Raw genomic sequence first — 21,432 nt, forward strand, 5'->3', positions numbered from 1 at the left:
GCTACCGCGGCGGTGCCGCCCGGGTGTGACGGTAGAGGGATGCGCCGCTGCCGACGACGAGGGACGTGGTTCCAGCGCCCCACCCCGCGTAAAGGGATCGATCCGTCGTGGAATTGAGCTTGAGCCAGGAGATCCCGTCGTAGTGCAGGAACGTGCCGTTCTCACCCACGGCATAGACATCGTCCGGCGCGCTCCCCCAGACGCCATACAAAGCTTCCAGCGTGGTCGAGTTCATGGCCAGCCACTCCTGGCCGTCGTAGTGCAGGATCGTGCCTTTGCTACCCACGGCAAAGACATCGTCCCGTCCGGTGCCCCACACGCCCTTCAAAGGCTCCGAGGTGGGTAAGGTCATGGTGTGCCAGTCCACGCCGTCGTAGTGCAGCGCCCTGGGCAGAGCACCGTATTCGCTCGGCGGATCACCCACGAAAAAGACATCGTCCGGCGCGCTCCCCCACACGCCAGACAAGGGCGCCACCGGCGAGGGCGGGGTCATGTTCTCCCAGCCCCCGCCGTCGTAGTGCAGGATGGTGCCCTGCTCGCTCACGGCGAAGACATCGTCCGGCGCGCTCCCCCACACGGCAAGAAACGACTCCTCCGATGTGATCTTGTCCTCGGCCGTCCACTCCGCGCCGTCGTAGTGCAGGATCGTGTCATGTAACCCCACGGCGAAGACATCGTGCGGCCCGCTCCCCCAGACGCCGTGCAGCAGCTCTCCCGATGTTGGCGTCTCCATGGACCTCCAGTCCTGGCCGTCATGGTGCAGGATCGTGCCATACCCCACGGCGAAGACGTCGTGTTGCCCGCTCCCCCAGACGCCGTGCAGATCGTCCGACTCGCTCAAGTCGATGCGGTGCCATTCCTGGCCGTTGTAGCGCAGCGTCGTGCCGTTATCACCCACGGCGAGGACATCGTGCGGCCCGACTCCCCAGATGCCGTACAACAGCGTAGCCCCCGGGGGCAAGGTCATTTTCTGCCAGCCGTCGCCGTCGTAGTGCAGCATCGCGGCCTGATCATCCACGACGAAGACATCGTTCCACGCGCTCCCCCACACGGCCAGCCACAATGGAGTCGATGGGGTGGGCGAGATGTCCTGCCATTCCTCGCCGTCATAGTGCAGGAACGTGCCATGGCTGCCCACGGCGAAGACATCGTTCCACGCGCTCCCCCACACGTCATACAGCAATACCCCCGGCGCGGGCGGTCCCACGGACTCCCATTTCTCGCCGTCATAGTGCAGGATCGTGCCTTCACCACCCACGGCGAAGACATCGTTCCACGCGCTCCCCCACACGTCGAACAGCACTCCCGATTCGGGCCATGTTACCTTTTGCCAGTTCTGGCCGTCGTAGTGCAGGATCGTGCCTTCACCACCCACGGCGAAGACATCGTTCCGCGCGCTCCCCCACACGCCGAACAACGCTCCATGCTCCGGGATCGAGGGCATGTCCGTCCAGTCCGTCCAGTCCAGGCCGTCGTAGTGCAGGATCGTGCCACCACTACCCACGGCGAAGACATCGCGCGGCCCGCTCCCCCACACGCCCGTCAGCTCTTCCGACGTGGGAGACGGCATTCTCTGCCAGTCCTGGCCGTTGTAGTGCAGGATCTCGCCGCCGGTACCCACGGCGAAGAGTTCCTGCATCCCGCTCCCCCACACGTCGCGCAACCCTTCCGATGTAACGGGATCATCCCGACGCCAGTTCCAGGCGCCGCACGTGGTGGTGGACGGGCCATCGCAGGAATCGTTGCACCCCGGTCGGCCAAAATCGAAGCGCAGGGTGACGCAAGACGTCATGACGGGCAACTCGAGGTCGCAGGTTTCACCCTGCGTCAGCTTGCCGTCGCCGCAATGTGCCGTGCAGTCGAGCCTGCAGTACCCGCGGAGGTCCGAGTTCTGCTCACCCTCGCACGACGGGTCGGCCGCAACGATCCCGTCCGCGCCGCAGTCGCAGACCTCGCCGCGTACCGCATCGACGACGCCGTTGCCGCAGCGCTCGTCGGACGTGCAGTCGGCGCTGCAGCCGTCGTTGTCCATCGTGTTGCCGTCGTCGCAGACCTCGCCGCGTACCGCATCGACGACGCGGTTGCCGCAGCGCTCGTCGGATGTGCAGTCGGCGCTGCACCCGTCGCCGTCGCGCCCGTTGCCGTCGTCGCAGACCTCGCCGCGTGCGTCATCGATGACGCGGTTGCCGCAGCGCTCGTCGGACGTGCAGTCGGCGCTGCACCCGTCGCCGTCCATCGTGTTGCGGTCGTCGCAGACCTCGAACGAAGGGGCGCCACGATCGACGACGCCGTTGCCGCAGCGGGACGTGCAGTCGGCGCTGCAGCCGTCGCCGTCCATCGTGTTGCCGTCGTCGCAGACCTCGTCGTTCTCCTTCTTCTCGAGAACCTTGTTGCCACACTGGTTGAGGTGGCCGGGGGCAACACACACGTATTCGCTCTTGTCATCGTCCGGGTCGCTCCGGAGGCACGCATGGTCGATCGGGCAGAAGCTCCCGCCGCAAGGTTTCCCGCCCTGGAGGCATGCGCCCGTGACGGCGATCAGCGCCATCACGAACACGATCGCCACGACGTGACGAGGCGCCCAACCGCCGCGCGGAAGGCCCGTGACGTCCCCGTTCCTCTCCATGCCCCGTATCCGCGTCCATGCCCTCATCTGTACCTCGTTGATTCCCCGCCCGGCGGCCCGGCATCCAGCGCCGTGTCGCGCAAGACCGCCTGCCGTACGTGACACGCGAGTGTACGCATGAGCACCTCCTCCAGGGAAGCCCGAGAACCAAGCTCCGCCGGCGCCGGATACGGACTGCGCGCCAGCAGGGCGCGGGAAGGAGCTGTGGCGGACGCTGCCGGACGCGCGCAGCGGCGAGGTGGGGGACGGGCCTCGTCACGGCGCCGTCCGGTTGTGCCGGTAGATGGCGCCGCGAGCGCCGACGACGAAGGATGTCCTTCCGGTGCCCCACACCGCGTGAAGATCGCGATCCGTCGTGGAGTTGAGCTTGAGCCAGGATGTCCCGTCATAGTGCAGGAGCGCGCCGAACGCGCCCACGGCAAAGACATCCTCCGGCCCGGTCCCCCACACCCCGTACAACCATTCCGACGTGGGCAAGGTCATGTCCTCCCAGCGCTGGCCGTCGTAGCGCAGGATCGTGCCTTCATCACCCACGACGAAGACGTCCTGCGGGCCGCTCGCCCACACGGCGGACAACCATCCCGATCCGGGGGCGTTCATGTCCTGCCACGTCTGGCCGTCGTAGTGCAGGACCGTGCCCATCTCGCTCACGGCAAAGACGTCCCGCGGGTCGCTCCCCCACACGCCGGACAAAGACTCCGACGTGGGCGGGGCCATGTCCTGCCACTGCTGGCCGTCGTAGCGCAGGATCGTGCCGTTGCCGCCCACGGCGAAGACACCCTGCGTCTCGCTCCCCCACACGCCGGACAAAGGCTCCGACGTGGGCGGGGCCATGCCCTGCCACTCCCGGCCGTCGTGGTGCAGGATCGTGCCGTTGCCACCCACGGCGAAGACACCCTGCGTCTCGCTCCCCCACACGCCAACCAGCCGCTCCGACGTGTGCGAGTCCATGCCCTGCCACTCCCGGCCGTCGTGGTGCAGGATCGTGCCGCTGTCACCCACGGCGAAGACACCCTGCGTCTCGCTCCCCCACACGCCCTCCAACCGCGCCGAGGTGCGCGAGTCCATGCCCTGCCACTCCTGGCCGTCGTAGTGCAGGATCGTGCCTCGATCGCTCACGACGAAGACATCCTGCGGCCCGCTCCCCCACACGCCGAACAACCGTTCCGTGGACACGGGCGAGTTCATGACGCGCCAGTCCTGGCCGTCGTAGTGTAGAATCGAACCGTTGATGTCGACGGCAAAGACGTCCCGCGGCCCGCTCCCCCACACGCCGGGCAGTGACTCCGACGGAGGCGGGGCCATGCCCTGCCACTCCTGGCCGTCGTAGTGCAGGATCGTGCCGTAACTACCCACGGCAAAGACATCCCGCGGCCCACTTCCCCATACGCTCCTCAGCCTCTCCGATGGTGGCGAGTCCACGGTCTCCCAGAGCTGGCCGTCGTAGTACAGGATCGTGCCTTCACTCCCCACGGCAAAGACATTCGCCGGCCCGCTCCCCCACACGCCGGACAATCCTGCGGATGTGGGGGAGATCATGGTCTCCCAGCGCTGGCCGTCGTAGTGCACGATCGTGCCTTCATCACCCACGGCAAAGACGTCCTCCGGCCCGCTTCCCCATACGCCGGACAATCCTGCGGATGTCGGGGAGGGCATGTCCTTCCAGTCCTGACCGTCGTAGTGCACGATCGTGCCTTCATTCCCCACGGCAAAGACGTCACGCGGTCCGCTTCCCCACACGCCGACCAGGAAGCTCGACGTGGGCGAGGCCATGACCTGCCAGCTCTGGCCGTTGTAGTGCACGATCGTGCCGTTCAGGCCGACAGCAAAGACGTCCTCCGCCGCGCTTCCCCACACGCCGCGCAGCCACTCCGCTGTGACGGGATCCTGTCGACTCCAGTTCCAGCTTCCGCACGGCGTGGCGGACAGCTCATCGCACGAGCTGAGGCACCCCGGGCGGCCGAAGTCGTAGCGCAGGTAGAAGCAGGACGTCATGACTGGCACGGTGGGGTCGCACGTTTCGTCCGCCGCCAGGCTTCCATCGCCGCAGTGTACCTTGCAATCTTGCCTGCAATACCCGCGGAGCTTCGCGTTCTGGCTGCCGCGGCACAGCGGGTCGGTCGCGGAAATTTCGCCAGCGCCGCAGTCGCACGTCTCCTCGGCATCGACGATGCCGTTGCCGCAACGCTCGTCGGACGTGCAGTCGGCGCTGCACCCGTCGCCGCTGATCGTGTTGCCGTCGTCGCAGAACTCGAACGGAGGGGCGCCATCATCGACGACGTCGTTGCCGCAGCGGGATGTGCAGTCGGCGCTGCACCCGTCGCCGTCCATCGTGTTGCCGTCGTCGCAGACCTCGTCGTTCGCCTCTTCGAGAACCTTGTTGCCACACTGGTCGAGGTGGCCGGGGGCGACACACACGTATCCACTCTCGTCGTCGTTCGGGTCGCTCTGGAGGCACGCATGGTCGATCGGGCAAAAGCTCCCGCCGCAACGTTTTCCGCCCTGGAGGCATGCGCCCGTGACGGCGATCAGCGCCATCACGAACACGATCGCCACGACGTGACGAAGCGCCCAACCGCCGTGCGGAAGGCCGGTGACGTTCCCGTTCATTCCCGCGCCCCGTCCTCGCATCGTTGCCCGCATGTCCCCTCGCTGTTCCTCTCCCGGCGGCCGACAGTCGGCTCCGGTATTGCAACGCCGCGCTGCGGGACGCAATACGCGCTGCTGCCGGAGCTACGAGCGCGACCGTCGCGAGGGCGAGCGCCGCCGCCGACAGCAGCGATGCCAGCACCGAGCGTGGGGTTCATGCGCGAGCTCCCGAGCGAGCAGCAAGCGACATGCCATCTTGGCGCCGCCGAGAAGTGCCGCTGTCGTGTCGCTCTGCCGTGCGGCGCCGCCGCGACGCCTTGGCCTCGCGGCAGCGGACGGCGACGTCGGGCGTGTCGCCTCGGCGTGTTTGCGGCGCGGGGGCGGCGCAATGGCAATCCTTGCCATGCGCGGCGATGGCAAACTTTGCCATGCAGGCAAGGTTTGCCGCGCGCACGCCCGCCCAGCGCACGAGGCGACGGCTCGGCTCGGCGCGCCGCAGACCGCTCTTCATCTCAAGGCCGCTCGCGTGGAGGGGCGGCACGCCGGTTGCGACGGCGCTCTGCCAGCCGGACTCACCGGCGATCACCGTGAAAGGTAGGTCACACTCCATGAAAACGCTCCAGACCATCCTCCTGTGCGCCCCGATCTTCGGCCTCGTCGCGATGGCCGTGCCGGGCTGTTCGAGCGAGTCCGCAGCGCCGGCAGGCCCCGAGGATATCCTCTGCGACAAGCTGGCCGAGTGCGGGAAGCTGAGCGACGGCGTGACAGCCGAGCAGTGCGCCGCAAATACCCGCCTGCTCCACGGCCAGGCCGTGAAGGAGCTGGGCGTCTGCAAGCCGGTCTTCGAGCAGCTCCAGAGCCTCATGACCTGCACGGCGCAGCAGGCGGGCTGCGAGAGCGGCGTGGGTATCGAGGCCGCCGATCTCGCGGCGGATCACCCCTGCTTCGAGGAGAGCGAGCGCTACAAGAAGGCCTTGCAGGAGGCGAACGACGGCAGTCACGATCCCGATGCAGGGGCCCTGTGCGCCTTCTACTACGACAGAGCGATGGACATGGCGACGACGCCCGCGACCGGCCAGTCGTGCACGACGAACGCCGATTGTCCGGACGTCGAGTGTCCGGATCCGGCGCTCGGGAGACACGGGTATTGCCAGTTCGGCAAGTGCAAGACGGCGATCGACGTCTGCGAGAGCGCGCCTGTCGATCCCGGCGGGGCCGGAGGCCCTCCGGCGTGACGAGGGCGCCGGAGAGCGCCAGGGGAGGGGATCTCGCCTCGGCCCCCCGGGGTTCGAGGCGAAAAGGGCTCCAGACCGGGGGGCGACGGGGGGTCTCGGGCGGGTGACGGCGGCGCGGAGCGGTTCGGGGCAGCGCTGGAGCGGTTCGGGGCAGCGCTGGAGCGGTTCGGGGCAGCGCTGGAGCGGTTCGGGGCAGCGCTGGAGCGGTTCGGGGCAGCGCTGGAGCGGTTCGGGGCAGCCGCGCGGCGGTTGGCGGCGGCGGCTGCCTCTCTGGGGCTCATCGAGGGGCCCGCGCCGCCCGACGAACGCCCGCTCCGGGGGCCGGGCAGCGTGGATTCACCGCCCGGCGCCGCCGCCTCGGCTCAGCGCTGCTGCGCGCCGAACCGTGCCTTCGCCGCGTCCACCGCGGCCTTCGTCCACTTGTCGACCTCGTCGTCCGTCAAGGTCCGCTCCGGCGACCTGAACCACAGCGCAAACCCCAGCGAGTGCGTCCCGGCCGGCAGCTCGCTGCCGCGGTACCGGTCGAACAGCTCGACCTTCTCGCAGCGCTCCCCGGCCGTGCTCCGCAGCACCTCGATGACCTGACCCGCCGGTACATCGAGCGGCAAGAGCAGCGCCACGTCGTGCCGCATCGCCGGGAACCGGCTCGGCTTCGCGGCCACCGGCGCCTTGTACGCCGCCGCCACCGCCGCGAGGTCGAGCTCCGCCACCACGGCCCCGCTCGTGATCTCCAGCGCGTCGCGCACGTCCGGGTGCAGCTCCGCCACGTACCCGACCTCCCGGCCGTCGAGCGTCACGCGCGCGCCCTTGCGCGGGTGCGCCCACGGCGGCGGCTCGCCCTCCAGATCGAACGCCGGCGCCACGCTGCCCGCGAGCTCCGCCAGCACCGCCTCGACAACGCCCTTGCCGTCGTAGAAATCGACGTCCTCGGGCCGCGTCAGGTAGCTGTCGCGCGGCCCCGCCAGGAGGACCGTCAGCCGCGTCGGCTCGTCGACCGGCGGCCGCTCGACAGGCGCCTGCTGCCCCGCGCCGCCGGCCCCGTTCGCGCCGGCCGCGCCCTCGGCTCCGCTCGATCCCGCCGCCTCGCCCTGGCGCGCCAGGAACACCTGGCTCACCTCGAACAGCCGCACCCGCGGCACGTTGTACCGCTGCGACCGCTGCGCGACGGTGAGCAGCCCCGGCACGAGCGACGGCCGCATCACCGACTTCTCCTCGGAGAGCGGGTTGAGCAGCCGCAGCAGCGTCGCGCTGTCGTACCGCGCCGCCTTGAGCTCCTGCGGCGACAGGAACGAGTACGTCACCGCCTCGTGCAGCCCGACCCCGGTGCAGATCTGCCGCACCCTGCGCCGCAGCCGGTAATCGCCCTTCGCGCCCGCGGGCGCCGCCGCGACGTGCGGCAGCCGGCTCGGGATCTGGTCGTAGCCGGCGACGCGCGCGACCTCCTCGATGACGTCGATCTCCTCGACGATGTCCGGCCGGTGCGCCGGCACCTCGACGACGAGCTGGTCCGCGAGCTCCGCCACGATCGAGATGCCCAGCGTCCCGAGGATCTCGCGCGTCCGCGCCGGCGCCTCGGCGCCGATGATGCGCTGGTACCGCGGCAGGCGCAGCGTCAGCCGGCGCGGGGCGCGCGGCGCGACGTACGCGTCGATCGGCTCGCCCGCCGCCCCGCCGCCCGCGAGCTCGCAGAGGAGCGCGCTCCCGCGGTCGCGCGACAGCGGCACCCCCGAGATGTCCACCTCCCGCTCGAAGCGGTGCGACGCCTCGGTGTGGAAGCCGTACCGGCGCGCCGACCGGCGGATCCCGCGCGGCTCGAAGTACGCCGACTCGAGGAACACCCGCGTGGTCGTCGCCGTGACCCCGCTGTCCGCGCCCCCGATCACGCCGGCCAGCGCGACGACGCGCTCCGCGTCGGCGATCACGAGGTCGTCCTCGTTCAAGGACAGCTTCTGCCCGTCGAGGGCGACGAACGCCTCGCCCGGCCGCGCCATCCGGATCTCGACCGGCAGGCGCAGCGTGTCGAGGTCGAAGGCGTGGAGCGGCTGACCCCGCTCGAGCATCACCAGGTTGGTCGCGTCGACGATGTTGGTGATCGGCCGGACGCCGAGGCGGCCGAGCCGCACCCGCGCCCAGAGCGGCGAGGGGCCCACGCGGACGCCCTCGATCACCTGGCCGGCATACCGCGGGCAGCGCGCCCCGTCGCGCACCTCCACCGAGGCTTGCGCGGCCCGCGCGAAGTCGTACGACGGCGCGGCGACGGCCGGCGGCTGGAACGGGATGCCGAGCACCGCGGCCACGTCCCGCGCCACGCCCAGGTGGCCCAGCGCGTCGGGCCGGTTCGGCGTGACGCTGAGCTCGATGATCCAGTCCTCGAGGCGCGGCTCCCAGTCGAGCAGCGATTGCCCGGGCCGGCCTCCCTCGATCGTCAGGAGCCCCTCGTGGCTCGACCCGAGCCCGAGCTCGTCCTCGGCGCACAGCATGCCGGCCGAGGCGACGCCGGCGACCGCCTTCTCGGTCAGCGTGACGAGCGCGCCGCTGCGGTCGACGACCTGCGCCCCCACGGGCGCATAACAGACGAGCGCCCGGGCCCCCGGGTCCGGGACGTTCTGCGCGCCGCACACCACCTCGACGCCCTCGCCGGCGCCGCCCGCGTCGACGCGGACCAGCGTGAGGCCCTTCTTGCTCGGGTGCGGCCGCGTCCCGACGACGGCCGCGAGGACGACCGGGCGCAGCGCGGCGCCGACGTGCGTCACGCGGTCCACCTCGAGCCCGCCGCGGCCGAGCGCCGAGGTCACCGCGTCGACGCCGGGATCGGCGCCGAGGATCTCTTGAAGCCACTTGTAGGATATCAACATGGGAGTCGGGCCTGCGGAGAGCGGTGAGCCGGCTAGAGGCTTCCGAGGAAGCGGACGTCGTTCTCGTAGAAGGCGCGGATATCGTCGACGGCGAACTTCATGTTGGCCGTGCGATCCACGCCGATGCCGAACGCGAGGCCCGTGTAGACCTCCGGGTCGATTCCGACGTTCCGGAGCACCGTCGGGTGGACCATGCCGCACCCGAGCACCTCCAGCCAGCCAGTCCCCTTGCACTGCGGGCAAGCGCGGTTCGCGCCGAAGCAGACGAGGCAGGACACGTCGAGCTCGGCGCTCGGCTCGGTGAAGGGGAAGTAGCTCGGCCGGAAGCGCGTCCTCGTGTTCTCACCGAACATCCGGCGGCTGTAGACCTCGAGCAGGCCCTTGAGGTCGGCGAGCGACACGTCGCGATCGACGACGAGCCCCTCGATCTGCACGAACATGGGGCTGTGGCTCGCGTCGTCGTCGCGGCGATAGACGACGCCGGGCGCGACGATCATCACCGGGGGAGGGTGGGAGAGCATCTCGCGCACCTGCACCGGGCTCGTGTGCGTGCGGAGGAGCACGTTCTGCCCGGGATCGCCGGCCACGTAGAACGTGTCGTGCATGTCCATGGCCGGGTGATCCGCCGGGAACCCGAGGAGATCGAAGTTGTAGCGCGCGAGCTCGATCTGCGGCCCCTCGGCCACGTCGAACCCGAGCCCGACGAAGATATCGACGATCTCGTCGAGCGTCCGCATGATCGGGTGCGGCCGCCCCGGCGCGCGCCAGCGGCCGGGCAGGGTGATATCGAGCGGCGGCGCGGAGAGCTCCAGGTCGCGCGCGGTCCGCTTGATCCGCGCGGTGGCCAGCTCGCGGGCGCGCTCCACGCGGCCCTTCACGGCGTTGAGCCGCTGGCCGAGCTGCTTGCGCTCCTCGGGCGCCGCCCCGGGGAGCTGCTTCATCAGCGCATTGAGCGAGCCGCGGCGCCCAAGCAGGCTGGCATACAGGCGGTTCAGCTCATCGAGATCGCCGACGGCGGCGAACTGGACGTCCACCGTGCGATCGACCTCGTCGATGAGGCGGCCGAGTTCGGGACCACTCATTGCCGCCCCCTTACCTCAGAGGCCATGGCAACGCAAGATGTCACGTCCCGCGCAGCTCCTGCCTGCCCGCGCTGGACGTCGCGCGTGCGTCCCGCGCGCGGCGTCCAGCGCCGGCAGCCGCGCCGCGCGCCCCGGCGGAGCAGCCCTCCCGGGCGACGCAGCCCCGCGCCGCGCGGCGCGCAACACCCGATGTCCACGCGGTCAACCTCGGGTTGACGGCCCTCCGCTCGCGCCGGCCCGGTCCATCGGGAGAGCGTCGCCGCGTGCGGGCCAGCCGGCGCCGACTCCACGGACGCTCATCGCGCCACATCCATCTGCTCGTGTGAGGGGCACCTGCGAGCTCGTTGCGAGCGGCGCGCGTCAACCGCGCCTGTCGACAGCGTCAACCATGTCAACTCGAGGTTTACGGCGTCTCCCTCGAGCTCTGTCCGTCTGAATCGAAAATCGCATCTCGACAAGGGTGAGAATGCCCTGGTCATGACGCCGCGCTGGGCCTTCATGTCCCTGGCTCGTCGCTTGCTCTGAGCGAGGACGAACCAGGACGAGCGCGGACGAGCCTGTCCGCGCAGGGGCGCCGTGCGCGCTCCGATCGATGAACGGGCCACATCAGGTGTGCTCGTCAGGGTGGTTTGCGCCCTGGCGACAGCCCTGCTGCCTGCGCTGGTGCAACGCCAACTCGCCACGAGAACGACGAACCCGTGAAGCCCATCTTCCATCTCTCTCTCTTGGCGCTCTTCGCGGCTCCGGCGGTCGTGAGCGCGCAGCCGCCGTCCCCTCCCGCGGCCGGGAGCGCCGAGCCGGCGCAGCCCGTGGCCCCGTCCCAGCAGCCGGTGACGAAGGAAGAGCCCAGCATGCCGCCGCAGGAGAAGGCGCCGGAGAGCGGGTTCTTCTTCGGCGGCGTCGGCCGCGCCGTCGCGGCCATGGACGGCGAGGGGGACGCGCCGCGCGACGCCGACATCGTCTTGAGGGGCTCGCGCCTCGACGAGTCCACCTTCGTCCAGCTCGACCTCGAGCGGCAAGATCACTGGCAGTCCACCGGCGCCACCACGCGCGTCGCCGTCCGCCTGGTCGTGGACGCCCCGACGCTCCATTACAACAACGCGCGGCCGTGGAACATCAACATGTCGCTCCGCAACGCCTTCGTCGAGGAGCGAGATCTCGGCCTCAAGGGGCTGAGCGTGTGGATCGGCTCGCGCCTCTACCGCGGTGACAACAGCGAGCTGCTCGACTTCTGGCCGCTCGACTGGCTGAACACGCTGGGCGGAGGCGTCCGTTACGACCTGCCCTCGAAGCGCACGTACTTCGCCGTCCACGCCGGCGTCAACCGGCCGCTCACGCCGTATTACCAGCAGGCGGTGGAGCGCCCGCCCGCGCTCAACCAGCCTGGCACGGCGAACGTCAACGTCCTCGATCGCCAGCGGCTCATCTCGAGCTTCAAGGCGAGCCACACCGTTCCCGTCGGGGAGAAGGGCGGCGTGAAGGGCGTCCTGTACGGCGAGCTGCACACGACGCCCGCCGGCAGGCGCGAGACGGCGGAGGCGGGCGTCTTCGAGGATCTGCCGCGCGACGGCGGGTACGTCATCGGCGCCCAGGTCAGCCCGTTCACCGGCGTGGACAACGGGCACCTGCACCTGTTCCTCCGTTATGCGGGCGACCTCGCGGCGTACGGGGAGTTCGGCAGCCCCTCTCAGCCCGCGCCGGACGGCACCGCGTCGGGCGCGCACGAGCTCATGGTCACCCTGAGCGGCAATTACGAAACGGGGCCGCTCGGCCTCATGGCCTCGGGGTACGTGCGCTCGTTCCGCAACGCGAGCGATTCGTTCGATTTCAGCGATCTCGACGAGGGCATCTTCGTCGTGCGGCCGCACGTCTACCTGCGCGACTGGGGCGGTATCGCGGTCGAGGGCTCGTACCAGGCGCAACGGCGCGGGAGGGTCCCGCCGCCGGCCGATCCCGCGGCGCCCGGCGCGTCCCCCGGAGCGAGCCACCACGACGCGAGCGTCGTGCGCTTCGGGCTCGTGCCGTTCCTGAACGTGGCCGGCAAGGGCGACTTCAAGCGCCCGCAGTTCCGCTTCATCTGGCTCGTCTCCCGGCGCGACGACGGCGCGAAGGCGCTCTATCCGCGGGACGACGTGTTCAGCCAGCGCACGTGGGAGCATTTCATCGGCCTGAACGTCGAGTGGAACATCAAGGCGAGCCCGGCTTTCTGACGCGGCCACGGGGCGTCCGGGCTCCTCCGCGCGGCATCGTCAACACGCTTAACAAACACAGGAAGGTCTCTGTCCATGAATCCAGTGAATCCTCGAGAGGTCGTGGTCCGCGCGACGGCGTCCCACAAGGGGAGGAAGCTCTCCGTGACGCCGGCCGACAGCCCGATGAAGCGCCTGCATTACGGCCGCATCCTGCTCGACCAGACCACCCCGAAGGCGGTCTTCGAGACCTCCGGTCGCGAGGTGGGGCTCCTCTGCATGGCCGGCCAGTGCGTGGTGCAGGTGAACGGCGGCGACACGATCGGGCTCGGCCGGTACGACGCCCTCTACGTGCCTCGCGGCTCGACGGTGGCGGTCAGCACGACCTCCGCGGTCGACCTCGTCGAGTGCGGCGCCGAGGTGGAGGGGAATTACCCGCTCCAGGTCGTGCGCTACAGGGACGTCGAGGAGAACCCCACGCTCAAGTTCACGGCGGGCGGCGACGCCACGAAGCGCGAGCTCAACATCCTGATCGGCAAGAACGTGGACGCGGGCCGCATCGTCGCGGGCTTCACGCGCTCGGCCCCGGGGCACTGGACGAGCTGGCCCCCGCACGAGCACACCGAGATCCTCGAGGAGATGTACGTCTATTTCGATATGCCGCCTCCGGCGTTCGGCGTGCAGCTCGTCTACACGAGCCCGGAGGCGCCCGAGGTGGTCGCCGTGGTGCGGGACGGCGACGCCGTCCTGATGCCCGCCGGCTACCACCCGAACGTCGCGGCGCCCGGGCACTCGATCAACTTCGTCTGGCTCATGGCCGCGCACCGCGAGCGGGAAGATCGGGTGTTCGGCGTGGTCAACGTGCAGCCGGAGTTCAGCCAGCGCGGGTCCGGGCTCGAGGCGAGCCTCAAGTAACCACCGCGTGAGCGAGCCAGCGTCACGCGGGCTCCAGGGAGGAGGAGTGCTTCTCATGGTCATGAAATCGGAGCCCACCACGGGCATCGTCGAGGTGCCCGCGGAGGCGCCGCGCCGCGCAGACGCAGGCGGCGCCGCGCCGCACGCGGCGCCGCAGGCGGCCGCAGGCGTCGGGGGGTATCGCTGGGTCATCTGCGCCCTCTTGTTCACGGCGGCGACGATCAACTACGTCGACCGGCAGGTGCTCGGCGTCCTCAAGACGACGCTGCAGAAGGACCTCGGCTACAACGACATCGATTACGGCAACATCGTCACGGCGTTCCAGGCCGCGTACGCGATCGGCATGGTGACGATGGGCCGCCTCATGGATCGCATCGGGACGCGGCGCGGGTTCTCGTTCGCCGTCGGGTTCTGGAGCCTGGCGGCCGCCGCGCACGCGCTCGTGGGCAGCGCCGGGGGGCTCTCCGCCGCCCGGTTCGCCCTCGGCATCGGCGAGGCCGGCATGTTCCCGGGCGCCATCAAGACGATCGCGGAGTGGTTCCCGAAGAAGGAGCGCGCGCTCGCGACCGGCCTGTTCAACTCGGGGACCAACATCGGCGCGATCGTGTGTCCCCTCGTCGTGCCGTGGATCGCGGTGACGTGGGGGTGGCGCGCCGCCTTCGCGCTGACAGGCGCGATCGGCGCGCTGTGGATCGTCGCCTGGATGATCCTCTATCGGCCCCTCGCGGAGAACCCGCGCGTCTCCGAGGCGGAGCGCGCCTACATCACGAGCGAGCCGTCGCCGCCCGCGGGCAAGGTCGGCTGGCTCGAGCTCCTCCCGCACCGCCAGACATGGGCGTTCGCGATCGGCAAGTTCATGACCGACCCGTTCTGGTGGCTCTACCTGTTCTGGGTCCCCGACTTCCTGAACCGCAAGCATGGATTGAACCTGCTCCAGATCGGCCCGCCCCTTGTCACGATCTACCTGCTCTCGGACGTGGGCAGCATCGCCGGCGGCTGGTTCTCCTCGACGCTGATGCGCCGCGGCTGGACCGCGAACGCGGCGCGCAAGACCGCGATGCTCGTCTGCGCGCTCGGCGTCGCGCCCGTGTTCCTGGCGACGCGTACCGACTCGCTGTGGGTCGCCGTGCTCCTCCTGGGGCTGGCCACCGCCGCGCACCAGGGCTTCTCGGCGAACCTGTTCACGCTCACCACGGACATGTTCCCGTCGCAGGCCGTGGGCTCGGCCGTCGGCTTCGGCGGCATGGCCGGGGCGATCGGCGGAATGCTCATCGCGCAGATCGCCGGCCGCGTCCTGCAGCTCACCGGGAGCTACTCGACGCTCTTCGTCATGGCGGCGTCTGCCTACCTCCTGGCGCTCGCCATCATTCATGCGCTCGTGCCGCGGCTCGAGGCCGCGCGGCTGCGACGAGGATAGGACAATGACAAGAGATCCGTTTCGTCTGGATGGCAAGGTCGCGCTCGTGACGGGCTCGGCCACGGGGATCGGCGCCGCGATCGCGACAGCGCTCGCGGGCGCCGGGGCGGACGTCGCGTGTCATGGCAAGGACGAGCCGGGCGAGGCCACCATGGCCGCGATCCACAAGCTCGGTCGGCGCGCCATCGGGGTGTCCGCGGATCTCGCGGACCGCGCGGCCCACGCGGAGCTCGTCCGGAGGACGAAGGCCGAGCTCGGGCGCCTCGACATCCTCGTGAACAACGCGGGGTTGATCCGACGGTCGCCGGCGGTCGAGTACGCCGACGAGGACTGGGATCTCCTGATCGAGGTCAACCTGACGTCCGCGTTCCGCCTCTCGCGGATCGCTGGCAAGGAGATGCTCGATCAGGGTTCGGGCCGGATCATCAACATCGCCTCGCTGCTCTCGTTCCAGGGCGGGATCCTGGTCCCGGCCTACGCGGCGTCCAAGGGCGGCGTCGCCCAGCTCACGAAGGCGCTCGCGAACGAGTGGGCGGCGAGGGGCGTCAACGTGAACGCGATCGCGCCCGGCTACATCGCCACGGACAACACGGCCGCGCTCCGGGCCGACGAGGGGCGCAGCCGGCAGATCCTGGAGCGCATCCCGGCCGGGCGGTGGGGAGAGCCGAGCGACATCGCCGGAGCGGCGCTGTTCCTGTGCTCGGAGGCGAGCAAGTACGTCCACGGCCATGTGCTGGTCGTCGACGGCGGATGGATGAGCCGTTGAGGAGCCGAAGATGAAGATCCGCGATGCAAAGAGCTGTGAATGGGATCAGGTGAGCCTCGGGGAGGTGATGCTGCGCTTCGATCCGGGGGAGCGACGGATCCACACCGCGCGGACGTTCGAGGTCGGGGAGGGCGGGGGAGAGTACAACGTGGCGCGCGGGCTGCGGCGCTGCTTCGGGCTGCGGACCGCCATCGTCACGTCGCTCGCGGACAACCCCGTCGGGCGGCTGATCGAGGACCTCATGCTCCAGGGCGGGGTCGACACGTCGGCCGTGCGCTGGGTCCCCTACGACGGCGTGGGACGCGAGGCGCGCAACGGCCTGAACTTCACCGAGCGCGGCTTCGGTCCCCGCGCCGCCGTCGGCTGCTCGGATCGCGGCCACAGCGCGGCCTCGCGGCTGCGGCCCGGGGACCTCCCGTGGAAGGCCCTCTTCGGCGAGCGCGGGGCGCGCTGGTTCCACACCGGCGGCATCTTCTGTGCCCTGTCCGAGACGACCGCCGGCGTGGCGCGCGAGGCCATGGAGGTGGCGCGCGAGCACGACGTGCGGATCTCGTACGACCTCAATTACCGGCCCTCGCTGTGGAAGAACTTCGGCGGTCAGGAGCGGGCGCGCGAGGTCAATCGCGCCCTCATGCCGTACGTCGACTGCCTGTTCGGCAATGAAGAGGACTTCGTCGCGGCCCTCGGCTTCGAGGTGTCGGGCGTGGACAGCAGCTACAGCCGGCTCGACACGGCGGGGTTCCGCCGGATGATCTCCGAGGTCGTCGCGGCGTATCCCAACATCTCGGTCGTGGCAACGAGCCTCAGGACGGCGAGGAGCGCGAGCGTCAACGGCTGGGGCGGTATCCTGTACTGCGACGGGGAGTTCCACGAGGTCCCGCAGCGGGACATCGAGATCCTCGATCGCGTCGGAGGCGGGGACTCGTTCGCCTCGGGGATCGTCTACGGCCTCCTGACGGAGCAGAGCCCGCAGTGGGCGCTCGAGTGCGGCGTCGCGCACGGGGCGCTGGCGATGTCGACCCCGGGGGACACCTCGATGGCGTCGCTGGGCGAGGTGCGGCGGGCGATGGGCGGGGCCAGCGCGAGGATCGAGCGATGAGCCAGAAGATGACCAGGGAGCAAGTCGTCCGCCGCATCGAGGAGATCGGCGTCGTCCCCGTGGTGCGAGCGCCCTCCGGAGCGCTCGCCGTGCGGGCCGCGCGCGCGCTGCACGCGGGCGGCATCGAGGTCCTCGAGATCACGATGACGGTCCCGGACGCCCTCTCCGTCATGCACGAGATCGCCTCGCGCCTGGGGAGCGACGTCCTCGTCGGCGCGGGCACCGTGCTCACCGCCGACGCCGCCCGCGGGTGCATCGAGGCCGGCGCGCAGTTCATCGTGAGCCCGGGGCTCAACCTCGACGTCATCCGCGCGGCGCACGATCTCGGGAAGGCGGTCTTCCCCGGGGCGCTCACCCCGACCGAGGTGATCACGGCGTGGAGCGCGGGCGCGGACGCGGTGAAGGTGTTCCCGTGCTCCGCGATGGGCGGCGCGAAGTACCTGCGCGCGCTGCGAGGGCCGCTGCCGGACGTGAAGATGATGCCGACCGGCGGGGTCAACCTGGCCACGGCGAGGGATTTCATCGAGGCCGGCGCCGTGGCGCTCGGGGTCGGCGGCGAGCTCGTCGACACCGCCGCGCTCGCGGCCGGCGCGGACGGGGTCCTCACGGAGCGCGCGCGCGAGTTCCTGTCCGTGGTCAGGTCCGCGCGCGCCGAGCTCAAGAAGAGCGCACAGGCCTAGCTATCTCGAGGAGCAAAGAAGCATGAGCGACGTTCAGAAGAGAGATGTCCCGAGCCTCTCGCGCGTGTCCGGCGGCGAGGTGGAGTTCTTCACGCCGGAGCCGGGGCTGAGGCGGCGCGTGCTGGCCCACAACCCGAACCTGATGCTCGTCGAGCACCACATGGAGAACGGCTGGGCCGGGGCGCGCCACAGCCACCCGCACGATCAGCTCGTCTACGTCATCCACGGGCACCTCAGGTTCTCGTGCGGGGACGAGGAGTTCGAGGCGCGATCCGGGGACAGCTTCGTCGTCCGGGGGGGCGTCGAACACCAGGCCTGGGCGCTCCAGCCGTCCGTCGTGCTCGATGTGTTCACCCCCGCCCGCGAAGATTACATGGCCCGATCGCGCTAGCCCGCCTGTCTCTCCAGTCCACCAGTTGACCATTGCTTTGTACCGGCCCTGCGCCCGGCGCAGCGGACGTGTCTCGACCGAGGAGCCCATGAAACGCCGAACGTTCGCGATGTCGACACTCTTGCCCGTCCTGCTGGCCGCCTGCGGCGGCGACGAGCCGGGTCCTTCCAATCCTCCCGATGTCGTGCCGCCGGAGGAGCACGCCGAGGCCCTGGCCGCGATGAAGCGCGCGGCCACCTTCATGAGCGAGGAGGTCGCGTACAAGGGGGGTTACGTGTGGAGCTACCTCCCCGATCTCTCCCAGAGCTGGGGCGAGATGGAGGCGTTTCGCACCATGCTGTGGGTGCAGCCGCCCGGCACGCCGTCGATGGGTCACGCCTACCTGGACGCCTACCACGCGACCGGCGACGAGCTCTTCTACAAAGCCGCCGAGCAGGTGGCCCTGGCCCTGATCGAGGCCCAGCACGAGGCCGGCGGCTGGAACTACATCTACGACTTCGCGGGCGAGGAGTCGCTCAAGAGCTGGTACACGAAGATCGGCCAGAACGGCTGGCGGCTCGAGGAGTTCCACCACTACTACGGCAACGCGACGTTCGACGACGCCGGCACCGCCGTGGCCTCGCAGCTCCTCCTGCGCATGTACCTCGAGAAGAAGGACGAGCGGTTCCGCGGGCCGCTCGAGAAGGCGATCAGCTTCGTCACCACGGCCCAGTACCCGGGCGGCGGCTGGCCGCAGCGCTTCCCGCTGATGAGCAAGGAGGAGGGCGTGCCCGACTACACGAGCCTCGTCACCTTCAACGACGACGTGGCCGGGGAGAACATCAAGTTCCTGATCATGTGCCGCATGGCGCTCGGTCAGCCTCAGCTGCTCGATAACATCGAGCGCGCCATGGACAACTTCGTCGCCATGCAGCAGCCCGCGCCGCAGCCCGCGTGGGGTCTGCAGTTCACGCTCGAGGGCGAGCCGGTGGGCGCACGCACGTACGAGCCCACGGCGCTGACCACGCACACGACGGCCAACAACATCCAGCAGCTCCTCAATTTCTACGAGCTCACCGGGGACGAGAAATACATCGCCCGCGTACCCGAGGCGCTGGACTGGCTGGATAAGGTCAAGTTCACGCCGGAGCTCATCGAGCTCTTCCCCGATCGCACGCACCCCACGTACATCGAGATCGGGACCGACATTCCGCTCTACGTCCACCGGCGCGGCTCGAACGTCGTCAACGGCGAGTATTATTTCGACAAGAGCCCCGAGAAGCCCATTGGCCACTACGGGCAGGCGCGCAAGCTAGACGTCGCCGCCATGCGCAAGCGCTACGACGAGCTGAAGGCCAGATCGCCCGAGGAGCTGACGGCGGGCTCGCCCCTGAAGACCGACGAGCCGGCGGAGTTGCCGAAATACTTCTCGCTGCGCGAGGTGTCGCTCAGCGATCTCTACGTCGGCCGCACCATGACGACCACGCCGGTGACCGAGGCGGATGCGCAGAAGGTCGTCAGCGAGCTCAACGAAGAGGGCTACTGGCCGGTCAAGCTCACGTACATCACGAACCCCCCCATCGGCCCGGGCACCGCGGAGCCTTACCTCGAAGACGCCTACGCCACGACGCACGTCGGCGACCTCAGCGACACCTCGCCCTACGAGCCGAGCAAGGCGCCCGCGGGGTACCCGCCCAAGGAGGCGCCGACGGGCATCACCGTGGAGAGCTTCATCAAGAACATGGGCATCCTCATCGCCCACGTCGCGCCCGTCCAGTGAGCCCCCCAGGGCGACCGCCGTCGCCCCGGGTTCGCTGGTGCCGCGTCGCTCAGGTTTGTTCCTGAGTTGATGAGAGAATGAACCACAGAGGCACAGAGGGCACAGAGGGGAGAGAAGAAGATGAATGTCGTTCTCTCCTCTCGCTTTCTCTCTCTTTCCTCTGTGCCCTCTGTGCCTCTGTGGTTCAAATTCTCTTTCTTTTGATCGAGGAATCAGGACATGGCTCGGATCTCGTGACCATCTCCTGGTCGAAGTTCCACTACACGAGCGACGCGCCGGATCCCGCGCACCGCTTCTCGAACCTCGTCGGCCACACACGGTGCCGCTGGACGCGGCAGACGCCGGCCTGAAGGACGTCGTCATGCGGTGCGCTGGTCCGAGGTAGCAGATCCAGCGCGCTGCGCGCTCGATCTGCGGCGCGGGCGGCGAGGTCTGCGGCGCGGGCGGGGTCGTCCGCGGCGCGGGCGGGGTCGTCCGCGGCGCGGGCGGCGTCGATCGAGCGGCTTCGTCATGGCACCCTGCGTGCTTGGCGTCGTCAGACCACGCGCAGTCCTGGTGACTCGATGCCGGCGGCGCGGCGCCGGCGCGCGGTGGTTCAAGGAGTCGAAGGATGAGATTGCTTCCTGTTGCCATGTCGGTGCTGAGCGTGGCTGTGGTGGGGCTCGGGTGCGGCAGCAGCCCGGGCGACGGCGGAGGAGCAGGCGGCGGAGGGGCGGCGAGCGCCTCCGGCGGGAGCTCCGGCGACGGGGGCTCGCCCGACATCGGCGGGCCCGGGCCCGGATCGAGCGGCACGGGCGACGGCAACCCGACGGGCGGCACGTGCGCCAGCCAGACAGCGGCCGCGTCCCTCCAGCCGGTGTACCTGGCGTTCGCGTTCGACGTGTCGGGCAGCATGGGCAAGGGCGACAAGGACTGGCACGACAAGGCGCTCAAGTGGGATCCCGTGGTCGACGCGACCAAGCAGTTCTTCGCGGATCCCGGGTCCGAAGGGCTCACGGCGTCGCTCACGTTCTTCCCCGCCGACGACGACAAGTGCTCGACCGACACCTACACGACGCCGGACGTGCCGCCGACGCCGCTCCCCTCCGACGCCTTCGCCGAGGCGATCGACGAGGTCGAGCCGGAGACGTCGGACGACTGGCGCGGCGGCACGCCGACCTCGTGGGTGATGCGGGGCACGAGCGCGTTCATCGAGGCGCAGCGCGAGCAGACCCCCGGCAAATACGCGATCGTGCTGGTGACGGACGGCTACCCCCAGGGGTGCGACGACGACTCCGACACGATCGATGCCGTCGTGGCCGACGCCCAGGAAGCGCTCGCGAGCAACGTGCTGACGTACGTCATCGGGGTCGCGAACCCGCCGCTCCCGGACGCGCCGGATACCGTGTCCAGCCTGGACAAGATCGCCGCCGCGGGCGGCACGGAGAAGGCGGTCCTCATCGACACCGGCGATCCGTCGCAGACCACGGCCGCGTTCAAGGCGGCGGTCGAGCGGATCCGCAGCGCGTCGGTGTCGTGCACGCTGGGGATCCCGCCCGCGCCCGACGGCAGGACGTTCGACAAGGAGAAGGTCCGCGTGAACTACACGAGCGGATCGAACACGCCGACGTCGCTGCCGTACGACCAGAGCTGCGCGACGGCGGACGCCTGGCGCTACGACGAGCCCGCGAACCCGACGCAGATCGTGCTCTGCGACGGCACGTGTGCCGCGGTCCAGGCGGACCTGGCGGCGGCCCTGAGCGTCGACTTCACCTGCGAGAGCGTGATCGAGGTCCCGCTCTGACCGGAGCAGGCCGCGCGGCGCGTCGGCGTCGTCGATGCGTGTCAAC

Annotated in this window: 15 protein-coding genes; 10 read left to right on the forward strand and 5 right to left on the reverse strand. The window is 69.8% G+C overall.

What is annotated here, in order from left to right:
• Nucleotide 1: 1 nt before the first annotated feature.
• From WME76_RS13785 to WME76_RS13795, 3 genes are all read right to left on the reverse strand, one after another.
• Nucleotides 2–2,566 (reverse strand): DUF4215 domain-containing protein, encoded by a 2,565-nt coding sequence (locus WME76_RS13785; protein ID WP_437960588.1) that lies wholly within the window; start codon nucleotides 2,564–2,566, stop codon nucleotides 2–4.
• A gap of 315 nt (nucleotides 2,567–2,881) precedes the next feature.
• Nucleotides 2,882–5,236, reverse strand: coding sequence for a DUF4215 domain-containing protein (locus WME76_RS13790; RefSeq protein WP_437960589.1), 2,355 nt, complete (start codon nucleotides 5,234–5,236; stop codon nucleotides 2,882–2,884).
• A gap of 193 nt (nucleotides 5,237–5,429) precedes the next feature.
• The gene (locus WME76_RS13795; RefSeq protein ID WP_437960590.1) at nucleotides 5,430–5,843 is read right to left on the reverse strand and encodes a hypothetical protein; all 414 of its coding nucleotides are present in this window, start codon (nucleotides 5,841–5,843) and stop codon (nucleotides 5,430–5,432) included.
• On the opposite strand from WME76_RS13795, the gene WME76_RS13800 reads away from it, so the two are divergent.
• Nucleotides 5,824–6,450, forward strand: coding sequence for a hypothetical protein (locus WME76_RS13800; protein WP_437960591.1), 627 nt, complete (start codon nucleotides 5,824–5,826; stop codon nucleotides 6,448–6,450). The genes WME76_RS13795 and WME76_RS13800 overlap by 20 nt on opposite strands.
• Nucleotides 6,451–6,812: 362 nt before the next feature.
• Here the strand turns inward: WME76_RS13800 and pheT are convergent, their stop codons facing one another.
• The gene (pheT, locus tag WME76_RS13805; protein WP_437960592.1) at nucleotides 6,813–9,305 is read right to left on the reverse strand and encodes a phenylalanine--tRNA ligase subunit beta; all 2,493 of its coding nucleotides are present in this window, start codon (nucleotides 9,303–9,305) and stop codon (nucleotides 6,813–6,815) included.
• A 32-nt stretch (nucleotides 9,306–9,337) separates the two neighbouring features.
• Nucleotides 9,338–10,387 carry a phenylalanine--tRNA ligase subunit alpha gene (gene pheS, locus WME76_RS13810; RefSeq protein ID WP_061618972.1) on the reverse strand — a complete coding sequence of 350 codons (1,050 nt, stop codon included), beginning with the start codon at nucleotides 10,385–10,387 and terminating at the stop codon, nucleotides 9,338–9,340.
• 698 nt (nucleotides 10,388–11,085) lie between these two features.
• Between pheS and WME76_RS13815 the strand changes: the two genes are divergently transcribed.
• The 9 genes from WME76_RS13815 (at nucleotide 11,086) to WME76_RS13855 (ending at nucleotide 21,386) form a co-directional block, all read left to right on the forward strand.
• Nucleotides 11,086–12,597, forward strand: a complete 1,512-nt coding sequence (locus WME76_RS13815) for a carbohydrate porin (RefSeq protein ID WP_437960593.1) — start codon at nucleotides 11,086–11,088, stop codon at nucleotides 12,595–12,597.
• Nucleotides 12,598–12,672: 75 nt separating this feature from the next.
• On the forward strand, nucleotides 12,673–13,491 hold the full coding sequence (locus WME76_RS13820; protein ID WP_437960594.1) for a 5-deoxy-glucuronate isomerase: 819 nt from the start codon (nucleotides 12,673–12,675) through the stop codon (nucleotides 13,489–13,491).
• A 94-nt stretch (nucleotides 13,492–13,585) separates the two neighbouring features.
• The gene (locus WME76_RS13825; protein ID WP_437962111.1) at nucleotides 13,586–14,908 is read left to right on the forward strand and encodes an MFS transporter; all 1,323 of its coding nucleotides are present in this window, start codon (nucleotides 13,586–13,588) and stop codon (nucleotides 14,906–14,908) included.
• 4 nt (nucleotides 14,909–14,912) lie between these two features.
• Entirely contained in the window at nucleotides 14,913–15,674 is a 762-nt protein-coding gene (gene kduD, locus WME76_RS13830; RefSeq protein WP_437960595.1) for a 2-dehydro-3-deoxy-D-gluconate 5-dehydrogenase KduD, read from the forward strand.
• A 10-nt stretch (nucleotides 15,675–15,684) separates the two neighbouring features.
• Nucleotides 15,685–16,773, forward strand: a complete 1,089-nt coding sequence (locus WME76_RS13835; protein WP_437960596.1) for a PfkB family carbohydrate kinase — start codon at nucleotides 15,685–15,687, stop codon at nucleotides 16,771–16,773.
• A gap of 8 nt (nucleotides 16,774–16,781) precedes the next feature.
• Nucleotides 16,782–17,453, forward strand: coding sequence for a bifunctional 4-hydroxy-2-oxoglutarate aldolase/2-dehydro-3-deoxy-phosphogluconate aldolase (locus WME76_RS13840; RefSeq protein ID WP_437962112.1), 672 nt, complete (start codon nucleotides 16,782–16,784; stop codon nucleotides 17,451–17,453).
• 22 nt (nucleotides 17,454–17,475) lie between these two features.
• Nucleotides 17,476–17,844: a cupin domain-containing protein gene (locus tag WME76_RS13845; protein WP_437960597.1), complete on the forward strand. Its 369-nt coding sequence runs from the start codon at nucleotides 17,476–17,478 to the stop codon at nucleotides 17,842–17,844.
• An 88-nt stretch (nucleotides 17,845–17,932) separates the two neighbouring features.
• On the forward strand, nucleotides 17,933–19,603 hold the full coding sequence (locus WME76_RS13850; protein ID WP_437960598.1) for a pectate lyase: 1,671 nt from the start codon (nucleotides 17,933–17,935) through the stop codon (nucleotides 19,601–19,603).
• A 610-nt stretch (nucleotides 19,604–20,213) separates the two neighbouring features.
• Nucleotides 20,214–21,386, forward strand: coding sequence for a vWA domain-containing protein (locus tag WME76_RS13855; RefSeq protein ID WP_437960599.1), 1,173 nt, complete (start codon nucleotides 20,214–20,216; stop codon nucleotides 21,384–21,386).
• The last annotated feature ends 46 nt before the right edge of the window (nucleotides 21,387–21,432 follow it).

Source organism: Sorangium sp. So ce119, from assembly GCF_051524405.1.
Taxonomy (GTDB): domain Bacteria; phylum Myxococcota_A; class Polyangia; order Polyangiales; family Polyangiaceae; genus Sorangium; species Sorangium cellulosum_G.